This window comes from Mycobacterium sp. NGS58 (assembly GCF_059812385.1).
The window spans coordinates 159,844-186,610 of the sequence record NZ_JCALCO010000003.1 but is presented as its reverse complement, the minus strand read 5'-3'; the positions used below and the strand labels follow the sequence as shown (position 1 = coordinate 186,610).

Genomic DNA, 26,767 nt, shown 5'->3' with positions numbered 1-26,767 from the left:
ATGTGGTGCGCTTGTACCGATTGGCGGCTCGTGTCGGACCGAGGCTGGGCGCCACGCACCCCTGTGCGCGCGGCCGTGCGGTCGGCGGATTGTGCGGCCGCCCAGCAAAGCGGCGATGTCGCTTAGTTCTGCGTTCCTCGACCGCCGCGCCGGATGCCGGAGGGCCTGCGATCAGTGGTCGGCCTCAACCAGCAACCCACCAAGGCGCACGGACACCGCTAAGTCAACGACGCTCGCCCGGCGTCCATCCTGGCAGCGTGTCGGGCACCGGCTAGCCCGATTCGGGCCGGCACTGGCAAAGCGCGCAACGCTGTCCATCTGGCGGTATGGACGGTGAGCTAATCGGTTGAGGGCGAGGCGGCAGCAGGAAACGCGGCGTTGCGACACGGTCACGGATGGGTACCTATCAGCTCATCACTGGTCACATTCGCCCCGTAGATCACTATCGTCACATGGGCCAGCTAAGGGACGTCAACGCGGTGTCCCACCCCTCGAAAGGTGCTTCATGTCGGCGTTTCTGCGAAGTGTGTCGCTATCGATGGCGTCGGCGGCCGCTATCGGTTTCGTCCTCGTGGTGGGGCCCGCGCCAACTGCCAACGCCACACCGTGTGGCGCACCCGAAGCGAACGTGGATCCTCCCGCCGCGCCCCCGGCCATGCCCGCGCCTCAGCCGGTCGTGCAGCCGCCGACCGGCCGGCGGCCCACACACACGAATGACCAGGCGCCGCTACCGAGGCTGGGCCCACTGATCTCGTCGCTGCTCAAACCGGCTGCTCCGGGCCGTCAGTATGCCGCGCCGCTGCACCCGCAAGCCGAGGTGCTGCCGCCGGGGCCCAATCCGCCCGCGCCCGGAGTCCCGCTACCGCCCAACGCAAACCAGCTGCGGCCCAACGCCGTTCCGATGCCGCCTCCGCAGCCGCAGCCTCAGCCGCAGCCCGAGCCCGGACCGCCGCCTCCGTCGATCGCGGGTGCCCCGACGTCGCTCGTCGACTGGGTCACTGGACCGAACGGCCCCAACAAGACCCTGCAACGTTTCAGCATCTCAGGCACCGACCTCGGGATTGCTTGGGACAACGGCGATCCCGCCAACCGCCAGGTGCTGATGGCTTTCGGTGACACGTTCGGCTACTGCAAGGTGCACGGCCAGCAGTGGCGTTACAACACCCTGTTCCGCAGCAACGATCACGACTTGTCCAAGGGCATTCACATCGCCGACGGCGTGCCGAATGACAGGTATTCAGGTTCACCGGTGTGGGCGCCCGGACTTTCCAAGCAGGTCGTCAACACCATCCACAAGGCCGCCCACGAGACGGGCATCATTCCGACCGCGGCGATGTCCATGGGCAGAACCCAGTACATGAGCTACATGTCCATCCGCCAGTGGGGCCGTGACGGCGAATGGTCGACGAACTACTCGGCGATCGCCAGGTCCAACGACAACGGCCAGAACTGGGGGATCTTCCCGACGACCATTCGTACGGCCTCGCCGGATGCCATTCCCGGAGCAGGGTTTACGCCCGGAAATGAAAACTTTCAAATGGGCGCGTTCATGAAGGGGAACGACGGATACCTCTACCAGTTCGGCACCCCGTCAGGACGCGGCGGCGCGGCCTTTCTCTCGCGCGTCCCGCCGAACCAATTGCCCGACCTGACCAAGTACCAGTACTGGAACGGCGACAACGGCGGCCATTGGGTGGCGAACAACCCGGGTGCGGCGACGCCGATATTCCCGGGGCCGGTTGGCGAAATGTCGGCCCAGTACAACAGTTATCTCAAGCAATACCTTGTCCTGTACACCGACGGCGGCAGCAACGACGTGGTGGCACGGACCGCACCGACGCCGCAAGGACCATGGAGCCCCGAGCAACCGCTGGTGTCGTCGTTCCAGATGCCCGGGGGTATCTATGCGCCGATGATCCATCCTTGGTCGTCGGGGCGAGACTTGTACTTCAACCTGTCGTTGTGGTCGGCCTACGACGTCATGCTGATGCACACCGTGTTGCCGTAGACCCATTGCGGACGAACAACGACGGTCGAGTGGCCAAACGCTGTCGCCCGCAGACGCCCGGGGGGATGCGGGCGTCTGCGGCGTGAGCTGCCAACAGGTATCCACCGCCAAAGCACTTAGCCATCCGCTGAAGGCTTTTCAGGCGCTGCCGTCGGCGATCTGCGCCAGAGGTTATGGCGGCAGCGGGATCCACCGCTTGCCATCCGTCGTCCAACCGCACGGCAGGTAGTTCCAGTGCGCCGGCGGGTTGGGGTCGAAACTCAGGCACTTCGGTGCGTAGAACGAAGGGCCGGGAGGGGGTGGTGCCGGCTGGTTCTCAGCGTGGGCAATGGCCCCGCTGAACGTTACGGCTCCAAGGGCCATCAGTGTCGCGAATAGCTTCCGCATCGCAAGCTCGACGAGTCTTATGCCCCGACGAAGCGTCGGGCGCTACGTTTCTTCCCTCACACGCACGGTATCGATGCTAGCCCTCTTTTCCGCGCTGTGTGGGACTTGAGATTGTCCGATCAGCGTGCGGTCGCCGCCCGCGGTGTCGATATCTCCGACGGCGGGTTGCCGCCGAGGCGATAGCAGCGGTCGAGGCCTGATACCGGTGGCGCCTCGGCGAGAGCGCTGGACAATACGCGAAATTGATGAACGCAACCTGGACACGGTGTCACAACGAAAAGTACGATCGGTTTCAGTCATCAACCTCGAGAGCGGGGAATTGGTTGCGGCACAGGGACGTGCAAGCAGGGGCATTGCGATGAGGTCTCTCGATGGCAGCTCACCATCGACGTTTGCCGTGAGCGCCACCGGGTCAGCCTTGCGCCGCCTTAATCACGGCCTGCCCGCCGCCCGTCATGTCACGCACGCACGTCCCTGCCTCGCCACGGTCAGTTCCGAGCAGACACGCGAAGATAGCTGGCGCGCAATCGAAGTCATTGCGAAGATGCACAACCGCCGTGTTGAGTCCTACCTGCAACGCCGACGACACCGTCCGTGGCGCAACCGGGGATCCTAGCCTTTCGAGCGTCAGGCTTTCACTTCCTGGTCGGCTTTGCGCAGCAACTCCGACGGCACTGGCACCTCACCCGCGGGTAATCCGCCGAACTGTCGCGTGCCAGAACATCAACTTCGCCTAGGCGGTTCTCCGCTGCGCGTGGCGCTTTGGCCGAGCTAATCGGCGTTGGAGCTCTGGGTATCGACAGCGCATCGGCGGAGTGGTGTTAGGGAACCCGGCGTCACAAGCGGGGGCATCAGATCAAGATGCGGTGCGGCGTCGCTCAAGTCGCTTTACGAAAGCTCGCAGCGCGATTAATCGTGAGGTATAGCAATGAATTTCGGAGGTTTACCACCCGAGGTCAATTCCGGCCGGATCTACGCCGGCCCCGGGGCGGGGCCGATGCTGGCCGCCGCGGCGGCGTGGGATGCGTTGGCCGCCCAACTGCACTCCGCGGCGGCATCGTACGAGTCGGTGATCTCGAACCTGACCGGCGGTTGGCGGGGTCCTTCGTCGACTGCGATGGTGACCGCGGCGGCACCATATACGGCCTGGATGAGTGCGACCGCCGGTCAGGCTGAGCAAACCGCAAACCAGGCGCGTGCGGCGGCTCTCGCCTACGAGGCCGCGTTCGCTGCGACTGTGCCGCCGCCGATAGTCGCGGCCAATCGTGCGCGGTTGATGGCGCTGATCGCGACCAATCTTCTCGGTCAGAACACACCGGCGATTATGGCCACCGAGTCCGAATATGCCGAGATGTGGGCCCAGGATGCCGCGGCGATGTACGGCTATGCAGGCTCCTCGGCGGCCGCCACAGAGATGACGCCGATCAGCCAGCCGCCGCAGACCGTCAACCCGGCCGGGACGGCGGGACAGGCCGCCGCTGTCGCACAGGCCACCGGTGGCTCGGTGGTAACCAACACGCAATCGACACTGCCGCAATTGATGTCGGCCGTCCCGCAGTCTCTGCAATCCCTGACAACCCCGACCGCAACCGCAGCCGACCCGCCGTCGCTACTGTTAGCGTTGAACTCGGCTCTCACGGGTCCTTTGGGTCCCGTCTCGTTGTATGGCATCGGGGGCAGTCCCTATCTGCTGGGCGTCGAGAGCTATCTGGTGCCCCAAAACGTGGCGAATGTGAACAGCGCGAGGCAGCGGCTCGACAGGGATAGGTCGGCGCTGCGGTCGCTGGGCGGGGGCCTCGGCTCCGAGACGCGGACGGTGCGCGCGATGCCCTCCGGCGGAGCCGGGATGTCTACGGGAATGGGTCGTGCCGGCGTGGTCGGGCGTATGTCGGTGCCACAGGGATGGGTTGCCGCCGCCCCGGAAATCCGGACGGTCGCCGCGGTGATGCCACAGTCCACTCTTGCCGGTGCTCCTGCGGCTCTTGCCGCGGAGGGGCAGGGTTCGCTGTTCAGCAACATGGCCGCTTCCAGTCTGGCCGGGCGCGCCGCAGGTGCCGGTGCTGGCCCTGCGCGCGGAATAAGCTTCGGGGGCAACGCTTTCGGGCGGACAGCCACCCATGCCACGATCATCGTCATCAACTCCGACGACGGGCACGAATAGTCGCGGTCGCCAACACTAAGGAGTAGCAATGGATTTCGGAGCGCTGCCACCGGAGCTCAACTCCGGTCGTATGTTTGCCGGGCCGGGTTCGGGATCGATGCTGGCCGCGGCCTCGGCATGGGATGGGTTGGCCGCCCAGTTGCACTCCGCGGCAGCCGCCTATGGGTCGGTAATTTCGAACCTGACCAGCGGTTGGCAGGGGCCGTCGTCGGCGGCCATGGCGGCTGCGGCGACGGCGTATGTGGAATGGATGGGCGTCACCGCCGCGCAAGCCGAGCAGGCGGCCTCCCGTGCCCGAGCGGCAGCTGCCGCCTACGAGGCTGCGTTCATGGCGACCGTTCCCCCGCCGGCGGTCGCGGAAAATCGCAGTCAGTTGGCGTCACTGGTTGCGACAAACATTTTGGGGCAGAACACCGCCGCGGTCGCGGCCACCGAGGCGGAGTACGGGCAGATGTGGGCGCAGGACGCGGCCGCCATGTACGGATATGCCGGTTCCTCCGCGACCGCCGCAGGGATGTCGCCGTTCAACCAGCCGCCGCAAACCACCGACCCCGCCGGTGTGGTCCGGCAATCAGGCGCGGTCGCCCAAGCCGCAGGCGCGGCGCCCGCCAACGCACAATCGGCCTTGTCGCAGTTGATGTCGACGACTCCGCAAACCCTGCAAAGCCTCGCATCGCCTGCGGCGGCGCCCGCGGCGGATCCGTCGTCATTGGCAACCTTCCTGAACAACCTGAATTCCACGCCGTTGGCAAGGATTGCCGCGAACATCGAATTCGTCACCAAAGGCATCCGGCCGGTCAATGACACTTTGCTCAGCATCAGCTTGGGCCTGGTGGCAACGGCACGGACCTGGAGTGACACAGCGGTCGATCTGGAGGGGCCGCTGTTCGCGGCGCTCGGCTCGAGCACCCAGGCAGTGGGCGCGGCCGGTGCGGTGTCGGCGAGTGTCGGCAGCGCGGGCCTCGCAGGAGCCTTATCGGTGCCGCCGAGCTGGGCCGTGGCCAGTCCCGCCGTCAGGCTGGCCGCGACCGTGTTGGAGTGCACTAGCACCGGCGCCGCACCGACGGTGACGGTGGCCGCGAGTGGCTTCTCCAGCGAGATGGCGTTGGCGGGCTTGGTCGGAGGCGCCCTGGGCGGTGCCGTGCCCCGGGGGCTTACCGGAGGCTCCGTGCGGGCGCCGGGCCGCCGCTCGCCAGACAATGACAAGACCCCGGACAAGCTCAAGACCGTACTCGCAGAACTGCAGGAGGCTCCTGAGGCGGTTCAGCATTGGCACACCGACAAGGCGCATCTGGAAAGCTTGTTAGATCAGCTGTCCAAGAAGCCGGGCGTCCATGCCGTGCACTTGTCCTCGGCCGATACATCCAAGGCCACACCGCCCCGGGCCACCTGGGGATGACAAACCCCGCTGGACCCGCGCTGCGGTCGGCCGATTCATTCGGCGGCCGGAACATCGCTGTCACCGCAACTCGATTCGTGTAAGCGAGCCCGCGGACCCGACGGCTTGCTTAGAGTAGTTGGGCGTGCGCACCTGGCTCCCGGCACTCATCCTCGTGCTGGTGGTCGCCGGGGCGATCACCGTCAAGCTGCTTGTCCGTCGACGCGCGCCCATGGGCGGCTGGTTCGCCGACTCACCTCGTTCCGCCGGCACCCTGTCGGTTATCGGGACGATGTTCGCGGTCATCCTCGCGTTCGTGATCTTCCTCGCGCTCCAGAGCTACCAGCGAGCACGGCACGCGTCGAGTCAGGAAGCCATCGCCATTATCGAACTCCATTCCGTCGCTGCGGTATTCGAGCCACCGGCGCGTGATCAGCTACAGGGCGGACTCATCTGCTACGGGCGCGCGGTAATCGAGGATGAATGGCCCGCGATGAGCGAAGGGCATTCCAGCGAGCGGGTGGAGTCGTGGATTGACAGGTTGCACGGAGCGTTTCGAAGCGCAGAGCCTCACGGGGCACGGCAGGAGGCGGCCTACTCACAGTGGTTCGACGAGCAGGCGCAGCGCCGTGAAGGGCGGCGCGAGCGCCTTGCCGAGGCAACCCCGTTGGTTCCGCTCTCCCTGTGGTTCGTGTTGGCAATCGGCGCTTCACTCACTATCGTCTACATGTGCGCGCAGGCGGACCGGCGCGAAGGGCTTTTCGTGCAATCGATACCCATCGGTTTCGTCACCGCCATGGTGACCGCGGGCATGCTTGTAGTCGCTTTTCTCGACCATCCGTACGCAAAAGAGAGTGGCGGCATCGCACCGACCGAAATGCGTCATACGCTTGCGCGAATCGATCACGGAGGTACCACGCCGTGCGACGAGCACGGTATCCCTCGTCCCACGTGAGGCCCAGTTAACCAGCTTCGGCCAAACGCAACGAGGGCGTCGTTGCTGTGAGCCTCCCGAGCCCACCGACCGCTTCGACCGCCTGCCTGAACCGCCCATGCTGATCCAGCACCCAGTCGAGCATTGCGGGCCAAAGATCCACGTCCGCAACATCGTCGAACCGCGATGTCACGCAGATTGCGGCGGCCTTCTTACCCGGCTTGTCGTCCCACTCGGCCACCTGGCCCAGGGCCCGCTCGAATTCATCTTTTATCGCACGGAGTGCTTCGAACCGGCCCAAGTTGATGCGGGGGTCGGGGCTGCTGAAGTAGAGCTGCACGACGAGACCGTGGTGAGTGAAGGCGGTGGAGTAGGAAACCGCGCTCGTGCCGGTGGGGAGGTTGTATCGCCCGGCGCGTGTCGGTGTTGTCCGCTTTGTCCAGCCGGGGTGCTCCGTGCCCACGCGATTGAGGAACTGCTCCCAGAAGTCCCAATACAGCTTGGAGCGCTCGGTCAGCGTCGCGGCCTTACCCTGCCTTCCCAACCTGGCTGGCTGCCTGACCGTGTCGGAGTCCGGCGCCACGGTGAAGCCATCGGCCTGAACCACCTCGGTCTCGACTCCGCCGGCGCGAACATCGGCGTCCGGTGCGGCTGCTTTCCTAGCCCGTGCCGCTCGGGTCCTCGCCTTGGCGGCCCTCGCCTTCGCGGGCCTCGTCTGAACGACTAACGCCCCGAGCACGATTCCGCCGATAGCGACAAAGAAAACGAGGAACAGAATGTAAAAGAAGTTCGCCGCATCCATGACGTCACCACCCGAAAGCCAGCCGGCGGAACCTAGCGGCAAATCCGTACCGAGGCCGGCTCATCGACTGGGCGGTCATGAGGCGGCTACTACGAGTGACTGCCGAACGTCGTCGTGGTCGTCAGATGCGCCGCGGGACAACATGCTCGCCCAAACCTCCGGGTTTTCGTGATGCAAGCTTGGTGACGTTGCCCGACCCGTCGATTCGAGCGTAAGTGCCTGCCCTGCCGGTTACACGGGAAATTGCGAAACTTGCGCAACCCGGTCCCTCCCCGCTTGCCGATCAGAGGCCACCGCACCGCGAGGGAGCCAAGATGGGTGACCACGGCGGGCAATCCGGTGGTAGAGGTTGCGGCGGCGGCGACGGGATTGGCGTTGGGAATAGGTTGGGCCCCTCCCAATAGTGCGCGGGGGCGTGAGTCCGCACGTCGTAAGCGAAGTAGTAGGTGTGGCAGACACTCATATCCCAAACCAGGTCTGCATCCGAGCGCGGTGGATCATTCGGCATGGCTTGTCCTGGGCACCATTGGAATGGGCCATAGGTATATGCATGGGCGGTTCCGGCGCCGGGCCCCAAGCCTGCCACGCCCAAACCGCCGGACATTAGCATGATGGTTGCTAACCCAACGATTTCTCGTTTCATAATCGCAGGTTATTCCCAGGTGACCCGGGAAGACTTGAAAATCGCACAGCTCGGAAGGTGTTGATCGTTGGTTGCTGTGGGGTTCTCAGTGGTGACTCACGGGCCGCGATCACCATACGACAGTGGTACTTCCCCGAAAGGCGCTGTGTAAGGGAAAGTGTCAGCCGTATGACGTCAGGTGGTGCTCGGCATTTTGTCCTCGGATGACGCCCGGCGAAGTTTCGGACGACGCTTCTTCGGCTGACCCTTGGCGCCCTCTGGACGACGGAGTTGAGTCTGGGTGGGCATCGATTGATGGCTGGGCACGCGGCTCGCCACCACGATTTGCGGCCTGAATGTCCTGCCACCCCGCAGCTCGACGGCGATCGCCGAATCGGCGTGGCCTGCCAGCACCCGCAGTGCCGACGGGCTGTAGGCGCGCAGCCCGCTGATGAATCCGTCGTGATGTAGCGGCGATATCGGCGCGAACGGCAAGGTCAGCAACGATCGCAGAATGTGCAGTAACGACGGCGGGCGCGGCACGTCGATGATCAGCAACTTGTTCGCGACGCGGGTGCCTTCGGCGAACACCCGGGCAGCCAAGGAGGGCCGCAGGTGGTGCAAAGACAACGCGAAAACTGCGAGGTCGTAATGCGCGTTGGGCGCGTCGATGTTGGTGGCGTCCATCGCCCGAACCACCGCCCGTGGGTGACTGCCCAGGTCGCCTGCGGCGATGGTGGCCACAAATGCGGGAGCGACGTCGGTGGCCGTCACTCGGGCGGTGGGATGCATCTCCAAGATCGCTCGCGATAACCCGCCGTGGCCCGCACCGAGTTCGAGGATGTTGGGGTGGGGCACGTCCGCGACCTCATCGAGCACGACGCGCGCGAACTTCTTCTGCGAACCGGAAGCCTTCTCCATGCGGTCCAGGGAGCGGACCACCCTGCGTTTGCGGTCGTCGGTATCGTCGCGGTCGAGATATTCCAGGCGATCCGTTTGCAGCCGCCGGTCCAGCCAAGACGCGTCCGGCCCGCCGCGCGGCATGCGGTCGATTTGGAAACATTCCGCGGCCATCCTGGCACCACGTTTTGAACCGGTCAAAAAGTTCAACACCAAGCCAAGCACCCCGTTCGTGAGCTCATGACATTGCCCGATTCGTGCGGAGCTGAACCCTACACGTACGCGAAATGTTTTTTCTGCACACACACCGAGTTGTTCGTGTAGGGATTCGTTATTTCGGTTCCTGGAAGGACCCCCGTGGCGCAGTTTGTATTTCGCCGAATCGGTGACGGCGGCAAATATACCGAGCAGGGGATAGGGAAAGGTCATCTGGCACCCTCCCGCTCAATACCTGTTGCGATGAAGGGGGCGGTGACATCGTGCCCCCCAACGGTGCCGTTTGGTGACGTTCCCGATGCGCCGAGGGGGAGCCTATGCGCCCCCGGCGTTACTTACAACGGGATTTGTGAAATCTCTGGGGGTGAGTTGGTCGTCCCCTCGGTCGATGCCACCGCTCGTGCGGCGGCCCATCCGCCCCGTCTGTCGAGCACAGCAACCCGCGCCCTCCACCGAGCCGGACGGCGCAGAGCCTGCGCCGACTGCGTTCGCTGATCCCAACGCCCGCCCCGAAAGGTACGTGCGTGCCACAATCGTTTGCGCAATCGACACCGGATCGCATAACTTACGTGACGTGGGTCAAGTCACACGTCCGGGCCGATGTGGCGCATACCCCGAGCAGCAGGGGAGGCGGCGGCAACTCGTTGCGGCCGGCCGGGACGAAGGAATGGCTCGTTGTCAGGAGAAAGACGGGTTGCACGGCCCGTAAATCTTGTGCCCGCAAACAATAGGGCGAGCGTCGTGGCCGTAGACGATCGCGCTTGGGCCGCGAAAGCGCTATGTAGGGGAACGGATCCCGACGCACTATTTGTGCGGGGGGCAAAACAACGCGAGGCTGCGGCAATCTGCCGTCGCTGCCCAGTGATCACGGAGTGCGGGGCGGAGGCGCTCGATAACAAGGTCGAGTTCGGGGTATGGGGCGGCATGACCGAGCGCCAGCGCAGGGCTCTGCTCAAGCAGCATCCCGAAGTGGTGTCGTGGGTGGATTTTTCGACAAGCCGCAATGCCCGCTCCGTCGGATGACGGCCAGGCCCGCTGTCTAGCGGCTTAACTGCCTCTATTCAGACGTGCCGGGGTACTGGACGGTTCCCTCTGCCTGGTTGGCCTTCTCAATCGCAGCGTCTACCGCTTCGATCAAGTGGGGATCATCGTCCGGCCAACATGCTGCCTCGATCTTGTCGACTCCGTCATGTTCAGCCCGGAAGCGGTCGCCGCCGGAAAATTGCTTTTTGAAGTGCTGGCGCCAGTTGGCGCCTCTCGGCCACGCGGGAAGCGGTGTGGTCTCGATCTGGTACACGTTCCGCGCTTGCGTCAACATCGATCCGAAGAAGGCCCTCGACCCGGGCAGCAGCTTGGGTTCTCCAACGCGCGAAATGCCGAGGTTCATTCGTCGCAGTCCTCCCGTCTCGTCAATCTTTCTTTCAACGTTGTGGTATTGCCACGATGCGCAGAATTACGCACCTAATCGAGCGCGGGCAGATATTGCGCCGATCTTGCACATGCCAGGTTTTCCGCCCGCCAGATTTTGGCCCCGGTTCAGAGTCGGTTGATGGAGTCTCAAGAATCAGCCGAAACAACTGTCAAGGATCAGCCGAAACACTGTCAGGCATCCCCCGAAATAGAGCCGTCAGCTTCAACCGACGTCATACGGCAAGCTTGTGCCCCCGGCAGGATTCGAACCTGCGACACCGGCTTTAGGAGAGCCGTGCTCTATCCCCTGAGCTACGGGGGCGGACCGGCCTGAGCTTACCGGCAGGCCGGCGGGTCATCGCCGCAGCGGTCAGCGCAGTTCGGCGATCACCTTGGAGAAGTTGTCGAGGTTGTTGTCCTGCACGGTGAAGGACGACACGCCGTATTTGTCGCGGTACGCGGACAACGTGTCGGCGATCTCGCGGGGAGAACCACTGAGCACCGATGGTTGGCACAGGATCTCCTCGTCGGACAGGTTGGGCGAGTAGGCGCGGGTCAGCTTGAGGTCGGGCTCGGTCTCGCCGTCACGTGGCATCGCCGTGATCGCCAGGTTCAGCTCGAGGGAGTCGAACCGTTCTCCCGCCGCATTGCGGACGAACTCGACGCGTTCGGCGAACGGATCCTCGACGTCGCGTACCTTGGACCCCGTCAACCCGATGATGTCGGCGTTGCGGGCTGCGATGGTCAGCACCCGATCACCATTGCCCGCGATGATGAGTGGCGTCGACGGATGGTGTTCCTTCAAGTACTTCGTCATGTGCTCGAGGTAGTCGACCCGGGCGCCTGCGCTGGGATAAGGAATCTCGGCGGCCTCGAATTCTTCACGGACATAACCGGTGCCAAGCCCGATTTCCAGGCGGCCGTTGCTCAGCAGATCCAGGGCTTGCATGTCCCGGCTGAGCAGGGCCGGCTTGTAGAACGCGGAGTTCAGCACGTACATGCTCAGCCGCAGCGTCGTCGTCACCATCGCGACCGCGGTCAGCGTTGGGAACGGTGCCGCAGCACCCAAATGGTCAGGCACACAAAGAATGTCGAAGCCAGCGTCCTCGGCGCGCTTGGCCTTATCGAGCAGCGCCTCTCGCGACTTGAAGAACCGCATGCTCATTCCAAAGCGAAAATCCTTGGCCACCAACATTCTCCGTTCAACGATCCGACACTGACCAACTCTGGGCGGCCGCGACCAGTCCCTGGGCCAGCGCGCTGGTCACCGACGACAAGCCGTCATCGCCCGGCAGCGGACTGCGGGGGCTGATCCCCCTGACCCGCGCCGAGAGCTCCAGCTGAGTTCCGCCGTCGCGTACCAGGTTCACCGGGTTGCGCGGGTGCAGGCCCCGCAGCTCCGGCGGGATGTCGCCGAGATCGGTGATCACCTGATAGCCGGTCAGCTGGATGTGCCGGGCCAGGTGAGCGGCCAATGCCCGATTGCGGCCACCCGCCAACAGCTGGGTGCTGCGGCCATCGCGGCCATACCCGTGCAGCGACACCGCCACGTCGACATGGTCGAGGAATTCGGCGAGCCGCGGCGACTCGGCCGGATCGAAAAGGGCCGACGGCAGGTGGTGCGGGTAGCGATCCGGATGGCGCACCACATAGACCGAGGCGCCGGCGGCCTCGGCGGCGCGCTCGGCGATCACATCGGTCATCTCTTCCAGCCCGCCGCCGTGGATCGCGAAAAAGCCGAAACGCGACCGCAATTGGCTCGTCTCGTTCACCCCGGGCTCACTCAGCAATGCCGAAAGTGACTGTGGCCCAGGCCCGGACGCCGACGATTTCGGGCTGGGCCATCCAGCGGGATCCCAGCGGCTTAAGAAGTCGAGCCAGCGTTGCGGCAGCCCGTGCTGCGTGGCGCCGTCGATGATCTTGGGCAGGTAACCCGGCCGGGGCGGGCCCGGCGTCACCCGGTGGTCGATGTACACCCAGGCCGACGCGGGCCCGTCGTCGGTGTGCACGGTCATCTCGTCGCGCCGATAGCGCACCGGCACACCCTCGGCGCTGTCCAACGTCGCCAAGTCGCCGTCGGAGATCTGCCAAACCACCCCGTATACCTGGTTGCCCGCGAGTGGTTCCACGGTGGCCACGCCGCGCTGATTGATCAGCCAGTCGTGATCGGCCAATACCGCCGGTCGTGGCTGCGCGGCGTCGGGACAGCGTTGCGCCATCTGCCGGACGCACAGGTTCGACCCGTATGCGAAGTAGAGGTGCCGGCGGGCCGGCATTCAGCCGGTCACCGTCAGCCAGATGAGCACCACGTTAAGCAGACTAATCAATACGCCGACGGCCCAGCCAACAATCGTCGTGATGCGGTGATTGGCGTCGCCACCCATCAACTCGCGATCGCTGGTCAGCTTGATCAAAGGCAGCACCGCAAAAGGTATTCCGAACGACAGCACCACCTGCGACAGCACCAACGCGCGGGTGGGATCGAACCCCACCGCCAGGATCACCAGGGCGGGCACCAGGGTGATCACCCGGCGCACCAGCATCGGAATCGACCGGTGCAGCAACCCCTGCATGATCATGGCGCCGGCATAGGCACCCACCGACGACGACGCCAGACCCGATGCGAGCAAGCCGACCGCAAACAGCACCGCGATGGTCGCGCCCAGCGTGTTGTGAATCGCGGTATATGCGCCCTCGATGGAGGCGCTCACGTCGCGGTGTTGCAGGTTGATCGCGGCGATCAGCAGCATCGCCGCGTTCACCGTTCCGGCCACAGTCATCGCGAGCACGACATCCCAGCGGGTGACGCGCAGCAGCAGGCGCCGATGCGACCCCTCCGCGGGATGCCCGTGCCGGTCCAGCACCAGGCCCGAATGCATGTAGACCGCGTGCGGCATCACGGTGGCGCCCAAGATGGCGGCCGCCAGCAGCACGCTTTCGGTGCCGTGGAACCGCGGCACCAGCCCGCCGAGCATCTCCTCCGGCGGCGCAGTCTTGACGAAGAAGCTCGCCGCGAAACCGATCGCGATGACGAGCAGCAGGCCGGTGATGACCCGCTCGAAAATGATCTGTCCGCGCCGGTCCTGAATCCCCAGCAGCAGCAAGGCCACCACGCCGGTGATCAGCCCGCCGGCCAGCAGCGGCAAGTTGAAGAGGATGTGCAAGGCGATTGCCCCGCCGACGACTTCGGCCGCATCGGTCGCCACGGCCACGAGTTCGGCCTGGGCCCAGTAGATCAACCGCGCCGGGCGTCCCATCCGCTTACCGATCGTGCCGGGCAGGGAACGTCCGGTGACCAGCCCCAGCTTCGCCGACAAGTACTGCACGAGGCCCGCAAGCACATTGGCCACCACGATGACCCACAGCAACAAGTACCCGTACTGCGAGCCGGCGCTGACGTTGGCGGCGACGTTTCCCGGGTCGACGTAGGCGATCGCGGCGACGAACGCGGGCCCCAGCAAGTACCAGTTGCCCTTAAGCGAGCCCTGGGTGCGTTGCCCCAACGTGTCGACCTCGATTCCCTGCACCGAATATTAAAGTGAGGTTAACCGAACATCCGGGCGCGACCGTCAGGGGCTCCGCGTTTCCCGCCCTCGCGCCTCAGCGGCCGACGTAGAGCCCCTTCCCGGTGACCAGCGGCAGATCCAGGGTCGTCACGATGCCCGGCTGGGCGGCAACTACCGCGGGAATCGCGTTGACCACGCGCATCGCGGTTGCCACCAGGCCGGCGTGGTTGTGATCGCCCTTTCGGCTACTCAGGCAGACATCCATGGCGTAGGACGGTTCGCCGGTGATCTCGATGCGGTAGGAACCGCCCTCCTGAGCGGGCTGCGGCCACTCGGGGCACAAGTCCTCGCGCAGCCGGGTGACGTGCTCGAGGACGACGACGGGGTCGCCGTTGACCATGCCGAACACCTCGAAGCGCAGCGCCGCGGCGGTGCCCTTGGCGATGTGACCCGAGGCGATGTCGAAGTCCTCCGGGGCTGGTACGCGAACGTAGTCCTGGGTGACCTGGTCGAGCGAAATGCCCAGGCCCGCAGCGAGTTGGCGGATCACCGACCCCCAGGCCAGGCTGAGCACCCCGGGCTGCAGCAGCATGGGAAGCTCGTCCAGCGGCTTGCCGAAGCCCATGACGTCGAACATGACCGCGGCGCTGTCATATGTGGCGTAGTCGACGATCTCCATGCACCGAATTTGCTCAATGCTCTGGCAGGTACCCGCCAGCGCCATAGGCAACAGGTCGTTGGCGAAGCCGGGATCGATACCGTTGACGTAGAGGCTCGAATTCCCTTCGCGCGCCGCATCTTCCAAGGGCTTGATGAGTTCCTCGGGGATGACCTGCCACGGATACTGCAAGAAGACCGGGCCGCTGCCGACGATATTGATCCCCGCCGCCAGGACGCGTCGGTAGTCCTCCAGTGCCTCGGGCAGCCTGTTGTCGGCCAGAGCGTTGTAGACCGCGCATTGCGGTCCGGTGGCGAGCACTGCATCCAGGTCGGTGCTGGCAACCACGCCGGTCGCCTCCGTAAGACCCGCAAGCTCTGCCGCGTCCCTGCCGGCCTTGGCGTCCGAGGACACCCAGACACCTTTCAGTTCGAATTCGGGGTTGGTGATGAGCGCCCGCAGGGCGTGGATACCGACGTTGCCGGTGCCCAGTTGGACGACGGGGATGGGCATGACTAGCTCCTTGACGGTCGGGGTCACAGGTCCGGGACGGGTATGTCGAGATTGGGGAAGGTCAGACCACCGTCGACCTCGAGCGTCTTGCCGGTGAGGAAGCTCCCGGCGGGAGACGCCAAATATACTGCGGCAGCGGCAATGTCGACGGGATCGCCGAGGCGGCGCATCGGGGTGGCCTTCTCCATCGGTGCACGCAGCTCGTCGTTGGAGGCAACAACGTCAAGTGCGGAGGTCAGGATCGATCCGGGCGCGATTGCGTTGACACGAATGCGCGGGCACAAGTCGAGGGCGGTCAGCCGGGTGTAATGGGACAGGGCGGCCTTGGCGGTGCCGTAAGCGGCGAAACCGCGCCCGGCCAGCCGACCCATGGTCGAGGTGATGTTGATGATGCTGCCGCCGCCGGAGTGCTCCAGCATCAACGGGACAGCGGCCAGGGTCAGCGCGTGGGCCGTGGCGACGTTGAAGGTGAAAGCGTCTTTGAGATCCTTCGTCGAGGTGGTCAGCAGCGTGTTGGGCATTGTCCCGCCGACGTTGTTGACGACGATGTCTAGTTTTCCGAACGCCTCGACCGCCTTGGCGGCCAGCTGCGCTGTGGACTCGGGGTGCGCCAGGTCGGCGGCCACGACGTGGGCCCGCCGTCCGACGGCTCGAACCTGTTCGGCGACGGCTTCTAGTTGGGACTCCGTGCGTGAGGCGATCAGAACATCGCCACCCGCCTCGGCGAAGGCCAGCGCGATGGCCGCCCCGAGGCCGCGGCCTGCACCGGTGATGACGGCGACTTTGTCGTCGAGACGGAACCTGTCAAGGATCATTGGCGGCCTCTCTTCGTTTCGGTGTCAGCCGACACGGTAGCAAGCCGCGCCGTCTCGGATTGGGCATTTCTGGAACACGTTCTACTTTTGCATATGAGCGTGGTGCGAGGCTCGCGAGGAGGCGGGCATGCGCCCGAGGGCCCTGCGGCCTCGCCCGCGCCGTTACGTCATTCGCCCGCCGTTAACCTTGGTGCTGTTAGCTGAACGGCGGTGATCGTGACTGGTCTTCACCGTGAGGAAGTAACTTGAGGCGCAACAGATTTGGTGTCGCGTTGAGTGTCCTGACGGTCGGCGTGCTGGTGTTGTCTGGATGCGGGAGTAATGACACCCGAGCCTGGGGAAGCGGGGCGAGTCCGTCGAGCCAGGTCGGTTGCGGCGGCAAGAAGGCGCTGAAGGCCGGCGGGTCGACCGCCCAGGCCAACGCGATGACCCGCTTCGTCGGTGCGTTCGAACGGGCTTGCCCCGGCCAGACGCTGAACTACACCCCCAACGGTTCGGGTGCTGGCATCGGCGAATTCACGGGCAATCAAACCGATTTCGCGGGCTCGGACTCGCCGCTGGCCCCGATCGAATACTTCGCGGCCGAGGCCCGATGCGGTTCTGCTGCCTGGAACCTGCCGGTGGTTTTCGGTCCCATCGCGATCACCTACAACCTCAAGGGCGTCCACTCGCTGATCCTGGACGGCTCCGCCACCGCGAAGATCTTCAAGGGCGCGATCGCCGCCTGGAACGATCCCGCCATCAAGGCGCTGAATCCTGGCGTCGCACTGCCCGCCGAGCCCATCCACGTCACCTTTCGCAGCGACCTATCCGGAACCACGGACAATTTCCAGAAGTACCTGGACTCCGCGTCCGACGGTGTGTGGGACAGGGGCATCGGAAAGGCTTTCAGCGGCGGCGTCGGCGAGGGCGCCGAAGGCAATGGCGGCACGTCGTCGGCCGTGAAGGCGACCGAAGGATCGATCGGCTATAACGAATGGTCGTTCGCCTCGGCGCGGGGCCTCGACATGGTCAGGATCGTCACCGCGGCCGGCCCGGACCCGGTGGCGATCGGCGCGGACTCGGTCGGTAAAACGATTTCCGGCGCCACCCTCACCGGCCGGGGCAACGACCTGGTCGTCGACACGTTCTCGTTCTACAAGCCGACCCGGCCGGGTTCCTACCCGATCGTGTTGGCCACCTACGAGATCGTGTGCTCGAAATATCCCGATCCACAGGTCGGTGCGGCGGTAAAGGCGTTCCTGCAAAGCACTATTGGTGACGGGCAGAACGGCCTGGCGGCAAACGGGTATATCCCGGTACCCGCGTCATTCAAGTCGCGGCTGGCGGATTCCATCAATGCCATTTCTTGATGCGAGAACCGGCGCCCACGCTACGAGGTATATCCGGGCGAGGTCTTTGCTGTCGGTGGGCGCCCGAACAAAGTGAAGTCTGCTCCCGCCCCCGTTGCCGCCCGGTGGCATCGCGTTCAGCGCTGATCGCCGATCAATTTGCTCAACGTTCACCTTGTTACTGTTAGCTTCGTGGCTGCGAGACGGGCTGGTCGGGCGCGGCGGCTACCGACCGGTGGCGATCCTGCGTCATCCCTACCGTAAGGAAGCGAATTGAACCTCAACCGATTTGGTGCCGTGCTGAGTGTGCTGAGCGCCGGCGCGCTGGTGTTGTCGGCGTGCGGAAGCGATAACAACGGGAGCGGCGCGAGCGCGACGAGCGGCGCCTCATCGGGCAACGTGAGCTGCGGAGGGAAGAAGGCGATCAAGGCCAGCGGCTCGACGGCTCAGGCCAACGCCATGACTCGGTTCGTCAACGCGTTCGAGCAGGCCTGCCCCGGCCAGACGCTGAATTACACCGCTAACGGTTCGGGCGCGGGAATCAGCGAATTCAACGGCAAACAAACGGATTTCGGTGGTTCCGATTCGCCGCTGGCCGCCAACGAATACGCCGCGGCGCAACAACGTTGCGGATCGCCGGCGTTGAATCTCCCAGTGGTTTTCGGCCCGATCGCGATCACCTACAACGTCACGGGGCTCAGTTCACTGAGCCTGGACGGCGCCACGGCCGCCAAAATCTTCAACGGCGCGATCACGACGTGGAATGACCCCGCCATCCAGGCGCTCAACCCGGGCGTCGCGTTGGCCGCCGAGCCGATTCACGTCGTGTTCCGCAACGACGAATCCGGCACCACCGACAATTTCCAGAAGTACCTCGATGCCGCTTCCAACGGTGCGTGGGGCAAAGGCGCCGGCAAGACATTCAAGGGCGGCGTCGGCGAGGGAGCAAAGGGCAACGACGGCACCTCGGCGGCGATCAAGGCGACCGAGGGGTCCGTCACCTACAACGAATGGTCGTTTGCTCAGGCGCAGAAACTGAACATGGCCAAGATCGTCACCTCGGCCGGCCCGGACGCGGTGTCGATCAGCGCCGACTCGGTGGGCAAGACGATTGCTGGGGCCAAGATCGCCGGTCAAGGGAACGACCTGGTGCTGGACACGCTCTCCTTTTACAAGCCCACCCAGGCCGGTTCCTACCCGATCGTGTTGGCCACCTATGAGATCGTCTGCTCGAAGTATCCCGACGCGCAGGTCGGTACGGCCGTGAAGGCGTTCCTGCAAAGCACCATCGGTACAGGGCAGAACGGGCTGGCCGACAACGGCTACATCCCTATCCCTGACTCGTTCAAGTCAAGGTTGTCTACTTCGATCAACACCATCACATAGCCTGAGGTGGTCGTGACACGAGGAACCGCAATCAGCCCGTCGACCACGCAGAAGCCGGCACTAACAACGCTGAGTGAACACGTGGGGCGTCGGGCTGATCGGCTGTTCAAGTTGGTGGCCGCCGCTGCGGGTTCGACGATTGTGATCGCGATCCTGTTGATCGCGGTATTCCTGTTACTGCGTGCCGTCCCGGCGTTACGCGTGAACCACGCGAACTTCTTCACCAGCGCCAAGTTCAGCACCAGCGATCCGCACAAACTGGCCTTCGGCATCCGTGACCTGCTCATGGTCACGGTGCTCAGTTCGCTCAGCGCGCTGGTGCTGGCCGTCCCCGTCGCGGTCGGTATCGCCGTGTTCCTCACCCAGTACGCGCCGAAGCGGTTGGCGCGGCCCTTCGGCGCAGTGGTGGATCTGCTGGCCGCGGTGCCGTCGATCATCTTCGGGCTGTGGGGAATTTTTGTGCTCGCGCCCCAGATCGAGCCGGTGGCCGCGTTTCTCAACCATCACTTCGGTTGGCTGTTCCTGTTCAAGCAGGGCAATGTCTCGTTGGCCGGTGGCGGCACCATCTTCACCGCCGGCGTCGTGCTTTCGGTGATGATCCTGCCGATCGTCACATCCGTCTCGCGGGAGGTGTTTCGGCAGACCCCGCACATCCAGATGGAGGCCGCGCAGGCGCTCGGCGCCACCAAGTGGGAGGTGGTGCGGATGACCGTGCTGCCGTTCGGGCGCAGCGGTGTGATCGCGGCCTCGATGCTGGGGCTCGGCCGCGCGCTCGGCGAGACGGTGGCGGTGCTGATCATTTTGCGTTCGGCCGCCCGCCCGGGAAATTGGTCGCTGTTCGACGGCGGTTACACATTCGCCTCGAAGATCGCCTCGGCCGCCGCCGAGTTCAGCGCCCCGCTGCCCACGGGGGCGTACATCTCGGCGGGATTCGCGCTGTTCGTCTTGACGTTCATCGTCAATGCGCTCGCCCGCGCGATCGCCGGCGGCAAGGTCAACGGATGAGGCGCGGCGAGGAGTGGCGCTTATGACCGTTGAAGCGCTGGACCGGCCGGTCAAGGTCGAGGTGTTCAGGCCGCTGAGCTTCCGCCGCCGGATCACCAACAACGCCGCGACGATTTTCTTCCTCGGTTCGTTCTGCGTTGCGCTGGTGCCGCTGATCTGGGTGTTGTGGATCGTGGTCCAACGGGGCTGGTACGCGGTCACGCGGTCGGGCTGGTGGACCCACTCGCTGCACGGGGTGCTGCCGGAGCAGTTCGCCGGTGGCATTTACCACGCGCTCTACGGCACGCTGGTGCAAGCGGGGGTTGCCGCTGCCATGGCCGTGCCGCTGGGCCTGATGACCGCGGTCTTTCTGGTGGAATACGGAACCGGACGCTTGGTGCGGCTGACGACGTTCATGGTCGACGTGCTCGCCGGGGTGCCCTCGATCGTGGCGGCGCTGTTCGTCTTCAGCCTCTGGATAGCCACCCTCGGCTTTCAGCAGAGTTCGTTCGCGGTGGCACTGGCCCTGGTCCTGCTGATGTTGCCGGTGGTGGTGCGCTCGGGCGAGGAGATGCTCAGGCTGGTGCCCGACGACCTGCGGGAGGCCAGCTACGCGCTCGGTGTGTCGAAATGGAAGACGATCGTGCGCATCGTCTTCCCGATCGCGATGCCCGGCATCGTGTCCGGAATCCTGTTGGCCATCGCGCGTGTCATCGGTGAAACCGCGCCGGTGCTGGTGCTCGTCGGCTACAGCCGATCGATCAACCTCGACATCTTCCATGGCAACATGGCGTCACTGCCACTGCTGATCTACACGGAGCTCACCAACCCCGAACACGCCGGTTTCCTGCGGATCTGGGGTGCGGCGCTGACCCTGATCATCATGGTCGCCGTGATCAACATCGTCGCGGCGCTGACCCGCTTCCTGGCAACCCGCAGGCGCTGACCCGAGTCAGGACCTCGACGCCGCCTTTTTGGCCGCCTTCTTGGCCGGTGCCTTTTTGGCGGCCGCCTTCTTCGCGGGAGCCTTTTTCGCCGCGGCCTTCTTCGCGGGTGCCTTGCCGTTGCCGGAACGCGCCTTCACGCTGGCCTCCAGCTTGGCGAGCAGATCCGAGACATCTTCGGTCTCGTCCAGCTCCTTTGGCTGCTCCTCGGTTGTAAACGCTTCTCCGCCTTCAAGTTTGGCGTCGACCAGCTCCTGTAGCTGCTCCTGGTAGGTGTCGTGGTAGCGGTCGGGATTGAAGTCTTCGGCCATCGACTCCACCACCTGACCGGCCATTTTGAGTTCGGCCGGCTTGATCTCGACCTTCTTGTCCAGGATGGGGAAGTCCGGGTCGCGGATCTCGTCGGGCCACAACAGGGTGTGCACCACCATCACGTCGCGCTTGCCGAAGTCCTTGACGCGCAACGCGGCCAGCCGAGTTTTATTGCGCAGCGTGAAGTGAACGATCGCCATCCGATCGGATTCGGCGAGCGTCTTGGCAAGCAGCACATAAGATTTCGATGATTTCGAATCGGGCTCCAGGAAGTAGCTGCGGTCGAACAGCATCGGGTCCACCTCGCTGGCCGGAACGAACTCCAGCACTTCGATCTCGCGGCTGCGTTCCTCGGGCAAGGTGGCGATGTCATCGTCGGTGATGATGACCATCTGACCGTCGTCGGATTCGTAGGCCCGCGCGATGTCACGGTATTCGACGGCTTCGCCGTCCACCTCGCAGACGCGTTGGTAACGGATGCGGCCGTTGTCCTTGGCGTGCACCTGGTGGAACTTGATGTCGTGGTCCTGGGTGGCGCTGTACACCTTGACCGGGACATTCACCAGCCCGAACGCGATGGAACCCTTCCAGATGGAGCGCATGCAAGTCAGTATGCCCGTAGGGCCGATGGCAAAACAGCACGACAGGGCTACGACCTGCGATTGCCGGCCTCGGACTCCAACGGTCGCGGTACGCGGCTAACGTCGCGAAGCGGCATCCAGCGCGGCCCGATCCGGCAGGTCGGCTCCCGCGCGAGCGATGGTGAGCGCAGCATTCAGGCTCGCCGCTTCCAACGCCGTCGTCAGCGCATCCACGCTGATTGCGCGCAATTCGCTGCGCCGATCGCCGCCCAACGATCCGGACTCCCATAGCGCGTCGAGCAAACCGGCCATGAAGGAGTCGCCGGCGCCGACGGTGTCGACCACACGAACCGCGCGCGTCGGCACCCGGGCGGCCCCCGCTGCGCAGAATGCCATGGCGCCGCGATCGGCCATCGTCATCGCCACGATGGAGGGGCCCAACCGCAGCCACGTCTGCGCTACGTGCTCGGGCGGCTGCGTGGGATCGATCCAGCGCAGATCTTCCTCGCTGACCTTCACCACGTCGCAGTGTTCGATGAGGTGCTCGATCCGCGCGATGGCCAGCCCCCGGTCGGCGATCAGCGACGGCCGTACGTTGGGATCGAAGGTGACCGTGGCCGAGACGCGATAGGTATCGATCAGCGCCGCGACCGCCAGACAGCCCGGATCCTGCACGGCGGCAATCGATCCGGTGTGGACGAAGAGCGGCGGGGCAACCGGTGGCGTTCCGGAGAGCCGCCAATCCAAATCGAACACGTACTCCGCTGACCCGTCTTCGGCGATGGTTGACCGCGCAGTCGCCGTGTGCTCCGCCGCCGCCCGGCTTTCCGAAACAAGTTGCACCCCTGCGGATTCGACGTAATCGATGATGCGACGGCCATACGAGTCGTCGGCGATCGAAGTCAGGAAATCGACCCCACGGCCGAGGCGGCCAAGTCCGACGGCAACGTTGAGCGGACTGCCACCGACGTGCTCCTCGCCGTCGACGATGTCGATCAGCGACTCACCGATCACCAGCCCGCGGGTCATTGCACCAAAGCCGCCAGCGTCGCACGAGCTCCCTTGCTGTGCAATGAATCCAGCGCCCAGCGGTACGCCTCGACGAAGCGGGGCTGGTGGGCCAGATCGCAGAACACCGCAGTGACCTCGATGAATGCGGTGGGATTCTCGTGATGCGACCGGGCGATCGGAATGAGCGAGTCCGCCAGTTGGTCCAACACCTCGTAGGGCTTACCCCATTCGTCGGTGCCCTCGACATAGCGGGCCCAACTGGCCACCACGGCGGCCGCCAGTTGAACCGGCCCGTCGTTCGCCAGGTTGTCGCAGATCACGGGGAACAACCACTTCGGGATGCGGTCCGACGAGTATGCGCACAGCCGCGCGACGGTGTCGCGTACGGCCGGGTTGGCGAACCGCTCGACCAGCGTGCGGCCGTAGTCATGCAGCTCGATCCCGGGTACCTGCGGGAGCGTCGGGATGGCCTCGGTGTCGAAGTAGGACAGCAAAAACGTGGCGAACAACGGATCACGCGCGGCGTCATGGACGAATTCGAAGCCGCACAGATGGGCGAAGTAGGCGAGGCACTGGTGTCCGGCGTTGAGCAGTCGCAGTTTCATCAGCTCGTACGGGCGCACATCGTCCACCATGAGCACGCCCGATCGTTCGAGCGGTGGCCGGCCGTCGGCGAAGTCGTCTTCGATCACCCAGGCGGTGAACGGCTCCGCCACCACCGGCCACCGGTCGTTGACGCCAAAGTCGCGCCGCACCTCCGCGGCCATCTCCAAAGTCGTTGCCGGAGTTATGCGGTCGACCATCGAACTCGGGAACCGGGCGTGCTCCGAGACCCACTCGGCCAACTCGGGATCTATGCGCTCGGCGCTGGCGAGCACGGTACGCCTGGCGACCTCACCATTGTTCTCGATGTTGTCGCAGGAAACGATCGTCGGCGCGGCGATCCCGCGCCGGCGTCGCCGGTCCAACGCCTCGACGATCAACGCGAACGCGGGCCCGTCCGGGTCACGATAGCCGCCCTCGGTAATGGTCAGCGAGATTATCCGGGTGGTCGCCGCCGCCAGCACGTCCAGCGCCGACTCGGGATCGTCGGGCGCGTAACGGTAGTCGATGATCGAGCCGATCACCTGGGCATCCCGACTGCCGTCGGGATTTTCCAGGATCAGCGTGTAGAGCCCGTCCTGACCCTCGAGCACGTCACGCATGGTCCAGTCGGCGGGCATGACCCCCACGCCGCAGATGCCCCACTCGTGCGCCAGGCCCTGCTGCATCAGCAGGTTGATGTACGCGGCCTGATGTGCGCGATGGAAATGACCCGCGCCGATATGCGCGATCCCGACGGTCACCCTGCTGCGGTCGTAGTTGGGCGCGTCGATCGGCACCGACGCGAGCGCCGCGTTGTTCAGATTGATTCCGCTAGCCTCCATTGGCCAACTCCTCCCCGGGTCGATGCCCGGATCGTCATCCGGCTCGGGATCCTTCAGCCGGCATTGCAGATAACAGCAGCACATCCGCGATCGCGCGCCACGAATCAGTGATCGCGACCGCTCCGGCATCGATCAATTCCTCACGGCGGCAATCTCGTTCGTCAGGTAGCACGAACATCAGGTTGCCGATGGTGGCGTAGCCGGCCGCGACCGCGGATGTCACGCCGGCCACGGAGTCTTCGATGGCCAGCCCCTGTTCCGGGGCGACGCCCAGTACCTGCCCGGCGTGCAGGTACACCGCCGGGTCCGGCTTGCTCGTCGGCACAGGAAGCGAATCCTCCGCGCTGAAAGTGACCGCCTCCGATATGAGCGAGTCGAGGCCGGTGGCGGCGAAGCACGCGCGAAGGCGCCCGGTGGCGCTGGAGCTCACCGCCGCGAGCGCGTAGCGGCCCGCGAGGCTTCGCAACGGCTCCAGCACCTCCGGATCGGGGGTCAGGGTGACCGCCAGATGCGCGGTGACCCGCTCGCGCTCCTCGCGCACCCACTGCTCGAGCTCGTCGGCGGACAACGCGTTGCCGCCCGCGAAGTCGCCGGCCGAGGCGACCACCGCTGCGGGACGGCCCTGGACCAACGCCTCATCGAGCGGCACTCCGCACTGCACCGCCAGGTCGAGGGCCGTGTTACGGAAGTTTTTTCCGACGGCCCGCTTGCGCAGCTCCTCGCAACTGAGCGGCGCGGTGACACCGAACCTGGCCAGGAAACGGTTGGTCACCTCGGTCGACGCGTCGAACGCAGGCCTCTCCGACCCGAACAGGTTGTCATCGGCGTCGCACAGCAAGGTCGTGATCGGCGCCGGGTCGAAGGCGCGCACAAAGGTAAGCCCACTCATCGCGACACCAACTCCCACTCCTCGTTGCGCAAGGCATCGCGCAGCGTGGGCACCACACCGCGGTCATCGATTTCGGCGATCATGGCGCCCAGGCGCTCGGCAAAACCGGGAACCGCGCGCACCTCGGCGAACATCTCATGTCTCAGCAGCGGATCAGGATTGCTGCGTGCCATATTGGCCAGCCTGGCCACCGGTATCGCCTGCGAGTCTTCCAGGCGGAGCTTGCGCCCGTCGAGGTCGTGGCCCCGCATATAACGGGCCCATCCGGCGACGGCCACCATCAACAGTGTGTGCGGCCTGCCCTGCGCGATCGCCTCCTGCAAAGACGGCAGCACGAACGTCGCGATCTTGCTGGTGCCGCGGCGGGCCAGCCGCGACAGCTGGTCACTCATCCGGGAATTGCTGAGCCGATCGAGCAAGGTGTCCCGGTACTCAGGTGTGTTCATCCCCGGAACCGCGGGCAGCAGCGGCTGAATTTCGTCGCGCAGCAGCTTGTCCACGTAATCGAAGATGACGCGGTCGCGCATCGCTTCGTCGGTGCGCTGGTAGCCGGCCAGGATGGCCAGACACGCGAGTGCGATGTGGGTGCCGTTGAGAAGGCGGGTTTTGATCAACTTGTGGTCGCTGACATCGGCGACGAATTCGGCACCGACCTCGTCGAGCGGTGGCCGCCCGTTGCTGAACGAATCCTCGATCACCCATTGGCTGTGCGGCTCGGTCACCACTGGCCATCTGTCGGCGACACCGAACGTCTCCTCGACGAACGTGCGTTCCGATTTCGTGGTTTGCGGGGTGATGCGGTCGACCATGGTCGACGGGAACGCGACGTGCGTCTCGATCCAGCGGGCAAGCCCGGGATCCTTCAGCGCGGCGAACGACACCAGCGCGGTTCTTGCCGGCTGGGTATCGCCGGGAACGTTGTCGCAGCACAGCACGGTGAACGGCGCGACGCCAGCGCGGCGACGCCGATCGAGAGCTTCGGCCAGGTATCCCCATGCCGTGGCGTAGCTGCCGGAGGCGACGAGGTCAGCGCGCACGTCGGGGTGGTCGGCGTCGAATTCGTCGGTGACCGGATTCAGGAAGTATCCGTTGTCGGTGATGGTCAGGCTGACGATGCGGGTTTGCGGGTCCGCCAGGGCGTCGCGGACCGCCGCGCCGTCGTTCGGCGCGTAATGAACGGAACCGATCGAGCCGACCACGCGGGCGGTCTGGCGGTCGTGGCCCCGCTGTACGACGGTGTACAGCCCGTCCTGCGCCGATAGCAGGTGTTTGAGGTCGGGGGAATGGAGACTGACGCTGGTGACCCCCCAACGTCCCGAAATGCCCGAGCGAGCGAGGTCATCGAAGTAGACGGCCTGGTGTGCGCGGTGGAAGTTGCCCGCGCCGATGTGGACGACTCCGCGGCCGAGGGCCGACCGGTCGTACGTCGGAACGTCGACTCGTTGCGAGTGCAGTCGTAGTGTCGCGTCGCTCAGCGGGACGCCGCTTTCTGGACGCCAGGGGGAGGGGATCAGATCAAACATCGTGTTCCTGTGCCCCGAACGGCCGGTGGGTATACCCATCCGTGGGTCATGTCACACCATTAATCTGAC

The 26,767-nt window shown here is 65.0% G+C and carries 22 protein-coding genes, 1 tRNA gene and 1 pseudogene; 9 read left to right on the top strand and 15 right to left on the bottom strand.

Annotated features, from left to right (window positions below; all coding sequences use genetic code 11):
- Window positions 1-505: 505 nt before the first annotated feature.
- Entirely contained in the window at window positions 506-2,008 is a 1,503-nt protein-coding gene (locus AC5Y4H_RS04465) for a glycoside hydrolase family 183 protein (RefSeq protein WP_499978882.1), read from the top strand.
- Between the two features lie 171 nt (window positions 2,009-2,179).
- Here the strand turns inward: AC5Y4H_RS04465 and AC5Y4H_RS04460 are convergent, their stop codons facing one another.
- Window positions 2,180-2,395, bottom strand: a complete 216-nt coding sequence (locus AC5Y4H_RS04460; RefSeq protein WP_499978877.1) for a hypothetical protein — start codon at window positions 2,393-2,395, stop codon at window positions 2,180-2,182.
- 928 nt (window positions 2,396-3,323) lie between these two features.
- On the opposite strand from AC5Y4H_RS04460, the gene AC5Y4H_RS04455 reads away from it, so the two are divergent.
- The 3 genes from AC5Y4H_RS04455 (at window position 3,324) to AC5Y4H_RS04445 (ending at window position 6,889) form a co-directional block, all read left to right on the top strand.
- Window positions 3,324-4,556, top strand: a complete 1,233-nt coding sequence (locus tag AC5Y4H_RS04455) for a PPE family protein (protein ID WP_499978875.1) — start codon at window positions 3,324-3,326, stop codon at window positions 4,554-4,556.
- 28 nt (window positions 4,557-4,584) lie between these two features.
- Entirely contained in the window at window positions 4,585-5,955 is a 1,371-nt protein-coding gene (locus tag AC5Y4H_RS04450) for a PPE family protein (RefSeq protein ID WP_499978874.1), read from the top strand.
- 124 nt (window positions 5,956-6,079) lie between these two features.
- Entirely contained in the window at window positions 6,080-6,889 is an 810-nt protein-coding gene (locus tag AC5Y4H_RS04445) for a bestrophin-like domain (protein WP_499978872.1), read from the top strand.
- Window positions 6,890-6,896: 7 nt separating this feature from the next.
- Here AC5Y4H_RS04445 and AC5Y4H_RS04440 read toward each other — a convergent pair whose 3' ends face one another.
- Entirely contained in the window at window positions 6,897-7,670 is a 774-nt protein-coding gene (locus AC5Y4H_RS04440; protein ID WP_499978871.1) for a DUF4268 domain-containing protein, read from the bottom strand.
- A 949-nt stretch (window positions 7,671-8,619) separates the two neighbouring features.
- Window positions 8,620-9,366 (bottom strand): annotated as a pseudogene (locus AC5Y4H_RS04435) (class I SAM-dependent methyltransferase); the annotation flags it as partial.
- Window positions 9,367-10,083: 717 nt separating this feature from the next.
- On the opposite strand from AC5Y4H_RS04435, the gene AC5Y4H_RS04430 reads away from it, so the two are divergent.
- The gene (locus AC5Y4H_RS04430; protein ID WP_499978869.1) at window positions 10,084-10,431 is read left to right on the top strand and encodes a WhiB family transcriptional regulator; all 348 of its coding nucleotides are present in this window, start codon (window positions 10,084-10,086) and stop codon (window positions 10,429-10,431) included.
- A 34-nt stretch (window positions 10,432-10,465) separates the two neighbouring features.
- Here the strand turns inward: AC5Y4H_RS04430 and AC5Y4H_RS04425 are convergent, their stop codons facing one another.
- The 7 genes from AC5Y4H_RS04425 to AC5Y4H_RS04395 all read right to left on the bottom strand — a co-directional run bounded on the left by AC5Y4H_RS04425 (window position 10,466) and on the right by AC5Y4H_RS04395 (window position 16,310).
- Window positions 10,466-10,795 (bottom strand): hypothetical protein, encoded by a 330-nt coding sequence (locus AC5Y4H_RS04425; protein ID WP_499978868.1) that lies wholly within the window; start codon window positions 10,793-10,795, stop codon window positions 10,466-10,468.
- 272 nt (window positions 10,796-11,067) lie between these two features.
- Window positions 11,068-11,140 (bottom strand) — tRNA-Arg (locus AC5Y4H_RS04420).
- A 48-nt stretch (window positions 11,141-11,188) separates the two neighbouring features.
- On the bottom strand, window positions 11,189-12,013 hold the full coding sequence (locus AC5Y4H_RS04415; protein ID WP_499978866.1) for an LLM class F420-dependent oxidoreductase: 825 nt from the start codon (window positions 12,011-12,013) through the stop codon (window positions 11,189-11,191).
- A 7-nt stretch (window positions 12,014-12,020) separates the two neighbouring features.
- The gene (locus AC5Y4H_RS04410; protein ID WP_499978865.1) at window positions 12,021-13,094 is read right to left on the bottom strand and encodes a poly-gamma-glutamate hydrolase family protein; all 1,074 of its coding nucleotides are present in this window, start codon (window positions 13,092-13,094) and stop codon (window positions 12,021-12,023) included.
- Window positions 13,095-14,345, bottom strand: coding sequence for an Nramp family divalent metal transporter (locus AC5Y4H_RS04405; protein ID WP_499978863.1), 1,251 nt, complete (start codon window positions 14,343-14,345; stop codon window positions 13,095-13,097).
- A gap of 73 nt (window positions 14,346-14,418) precedes the next feature.
- Entirely contained in the window at window positions 14,419-15,495 is a 1,077-nt protein-coding gene (locus AC5Y4H_RS04400; RefSeq protein ID WP_499978862.1) for an NAD(P)H-dependent amine dehydrogenase family protein, read from the bottom strand.
- A 23-nt stretch (window positions 15,496-15,518) separates the two neighbouring features.
- Window positions 15,519-16,310, bottom strand: a complete 792-nt coding sequence (locus AC5Y4H_RS04395) for an SDR family oxidoreductase (RefSeq protein ID WP_499978861.1) — start codon at window positions 16,308-16,310, stop codon at window positions 15,519-15,521.
- 245 nt (window positions 16,311-16,555) lie between these two features.
- On the opposite strand from AC5Y4H_RS04395, the gene pstS (AC5Y4H_RS04390) reads away from it, so the two are divergent.
- From pstS (AC5Y4H_RS04390) to pstA, 4 genes are all read left to right on the top strand, one after another.
- On the top strand, window positions 16,556-17,662 hold the full coding sequence (gene pstS / locus AC5Y4H_RS04390; RefSeq protein ID WP_499978860.1) for a phosphate ABC transporter substrate-binding protein PstS: 1,107 nt from the start codon (window positions 16,556-16,558) through the stop codon (window positions 17,660-17,662).
- Between the two features lie 252 nt (window positions 17,663-17,914).
- Window positions 17,915-19,027: a phosphate ABC transporter substrate-binding protein PstS gene (gene pstS, locus AC5Y4H_RS04385; protein ID WP_499978858.1), complete on the top strand. Its 1,113-nt coding sequence runs from the start codon at window positions 17,915-17,917 to the stop codon at window positions 19,025-19,027.
- 30 nt (window positions 19,028-19,057) lie between these two features.
- Window positions 19,058-20,032, top strand: a complete 975-nt coding sequence (gene pstC / locus AC5Y4H_RS04380) for a phosphate ABC transporter permease subunit PstC (RefSeq protein ID WP_499979174.1) — start codon at window positions 19,058-19,060, stop codon at window positions 20,030-20,032.
- A gap of 22 nt (window positions 20,033-20,054) precedes the next feature.
- Window positions 20,055-20,957 carry a phosphate ABC transporter permease PstA gene (gene pstA, locus AC5Y4H_RS04375; protein ID WP_499978856.1) on the top strand — a complete coding sequence of 301 codons (903 nt, stop codon included), beginning with the start codon at window positions 20,055-20,057 and terminating at the stop codon, window positions 20,955-20,957.
- 6 nt (window positions 20,958-20,963) lie between these two features.
- Here the strand turns inward: pstA and ku are convergent, their stop codons facing one another.
- The 5 genes from ku to AC5Y4H_RS04350 all read right to left on the bottom strand — a co-directional run bounded on the left by ku (window position 20,964) and on the right by AC5Y4H_RS04350 (window position 26,698).
- Entirely contained in the window at window positions 20,964-21,869 is a 906-nt protein-coding gene (gene ku, locus AC5Y4H_RS04370) for a non-homologous end joining protein Ku (protein WP_499978854.1), read from the bottom strand.
- Window positions 21,870-21,965: 96 nt separating this feature from the next.
- Complete coding sequence (locus AC5Y4H_RS04365) at window positions 21,966-22,877, bottom strand: carbohydrate kinase family protein (protein ID WP_499978852.1); 912 nt, start codon at window positions 22,875-22,877, stop codon at window positions 21,966-21,968.
- The gene (locus AC5Y4H_RS04360) at window positions 22,874-24,286 is read right to left on the bottom strand and encodes a mannitol dehydrogenase family protein (protein WP_499978850.1); all 1,413 of its coding nucleotides are present in this window, start codon (window positions 24,284-24,286) and stop codon (window positions 22,874-22,876) included. The genes AC5Y4H_RS04365 and AC5Y4H_RS04360 overlap by 4 nt, the downstream gene beginning before the upstream one ends.
- A 34-nt stretch (window positions 24,287-24,320) precedes the next feature.
- On the bottom strand, window positions 24,321-25,175 hold the full coding sequence (locus tag AC5Y4H_RS04355) for an HAD family hydrolase (protein ID WP_499978848.1): 855 nt from the start codon (window positions 25,173-25,175) through the stop codon (window positions 24,321-24,323).
- Window positions 25,172-26,698: a mannitol dehydrogenase family protein gene (locus AC5Y4H_RS04350; RefSeq protein WP_499978846.1), complete on the bottom strand. Its 1,527-nt coding sequence runs from the start codon at window positions 26,696-26,698 to the stop codon at window positions 25,172-25,174. Before AC5Y4H_RS04350 ends, AC5Y4H_RS04355 begins: the two co-directional genes overlap by 4 nt.
- Window positions 26,699-26,767 lie beyond the last annotated feature (69 nt).

What these genes read in the sequence shown, in the direction of transcription:
- AC5Y4H_RS04450 (WP_499978874.1), top strand. Translation starts at nt 4,585, where the DNA reads ATGGATTTCGGAGCGCTGCCACCGGAGCTCAACTCCGGTCGTATGTTT.
- ku (WP_499978854.1), bottom strand. Translation starts at nt 21,869, where the DNA reads ATGCGCTCCATCTGGAAGGGTTCCATCGCGTTCGGGCTGGTGAATGTC.
- AC5Y4H_RS04465 (WP_499978882.1), top strand. Translation starts at nt 506, where the DNA reads ATGTCGGCGTTTCTGCGAAGTGTGTCGCTATCGATGGCGTCGGCGGCC.
- AC5Y4H_RS04400 (WP_499978862.1), bottom strand. Translation starts at nt 15,495, where the DNA reads ATGCCCATCCCCGTCGTCCAACTGGGCACCGGCAACGTCGGTATCCAC.
- pstA (WP_499978856.1), top strand. Translation starts at nt 20,055, where the DNA reads ATGACCGTTGAAGCGCTGGACCGGCCGGTCAAGGTCGAGGTGTTCAGG.
- AC5Y4H_RS04355 (WP_499978848.1), bottom strand. Translation starts at nt 25,175, where the DNA reads ATGAGTGGGCTTACCTTTGTGCGCGCCTTCGACCCGGCGCCGATCACG.
- AC5Y4H_RS04365 (WP_499978852.1), bottom strand. Translation starts at nt 22,877, where the DNA reads ATGACCCGCGGGCTGGTGATCGGTGAGTCGCTGATCGACATCGTCGAC.
- AC5Y4H_RS04360 (WP_499978850.1), bottom strand. Translation starts at nt 24,286, where the DNA reads ATGGAGGCTAGCGGAATCAATCTGAACAACGCGGCGCTCGCGTCGGTG.
- AC5Y4H_RS04410 (WP_499978865.1), bottom strand. Translation starts at nt 13,094, where the DNA reads ATGCCGGCCCGCCGGCACCTCTACTTCGCATACGGGTCGAACCTGTGC.
- AC5Y4H_RS04455 (WP_499978875.1), top strand. Translation starts at nt 3,324, where the DNA reads ATGAATTTCGGAGGTTTACCACCCGAGGTCAATTCCGGCCGGATCTAC.
- AC5Y4H_RS04395 (WP_499978861.1), bottom strand. Translation starts at nt 16,310, where the DNA reads ATGATCCTTGACAGGTTCCGTCTCGACGACAAAGTCGCCGTCATCACC.
- AC5Y4H_RS04440 (WP_499978871.1), bottom strand. Translation starts at nt 7,670, where the DNA reads ATGGATGCGGCGAACTTCTTTTACATTCTGTTCCTCGTTTTCTTTGTC.
- AC5Y4H_RS04415 (WP_499978866.1), bottom strand. Translation starts at nt 12,013, where the DNA reads ATGTTGGTGGCCAAGGATTTTCGCTTTGGAATGAGCATGCGGTTCTTC.
- AC5Y4H_RS04460 (WP_499978877.1), bottom strand. Translation starts at nt 2,395, where the DNA reads ATGCGGAAGCTATTCGCGACACTGATGGCCCTTGGAGCCGTAACGTTC.
- AC5Y4H_RS04350 (WP_499978846.1), bottom strand. Translation starts at nt 26,698, where the DNA reads ATGTTTGATCTGATCCCCTCCCCCTGGCGTCCAGAAAGCGGCGTCCCG.
- AC5Y4H_RS04425 (WP_499978868.1), bottom strand. Translation starts at nt 10,795, where the DNA reads ATGAACCTCGGCATTTCGCGCGTTGGAGAACCCAAGCTGCTGCCCGGG.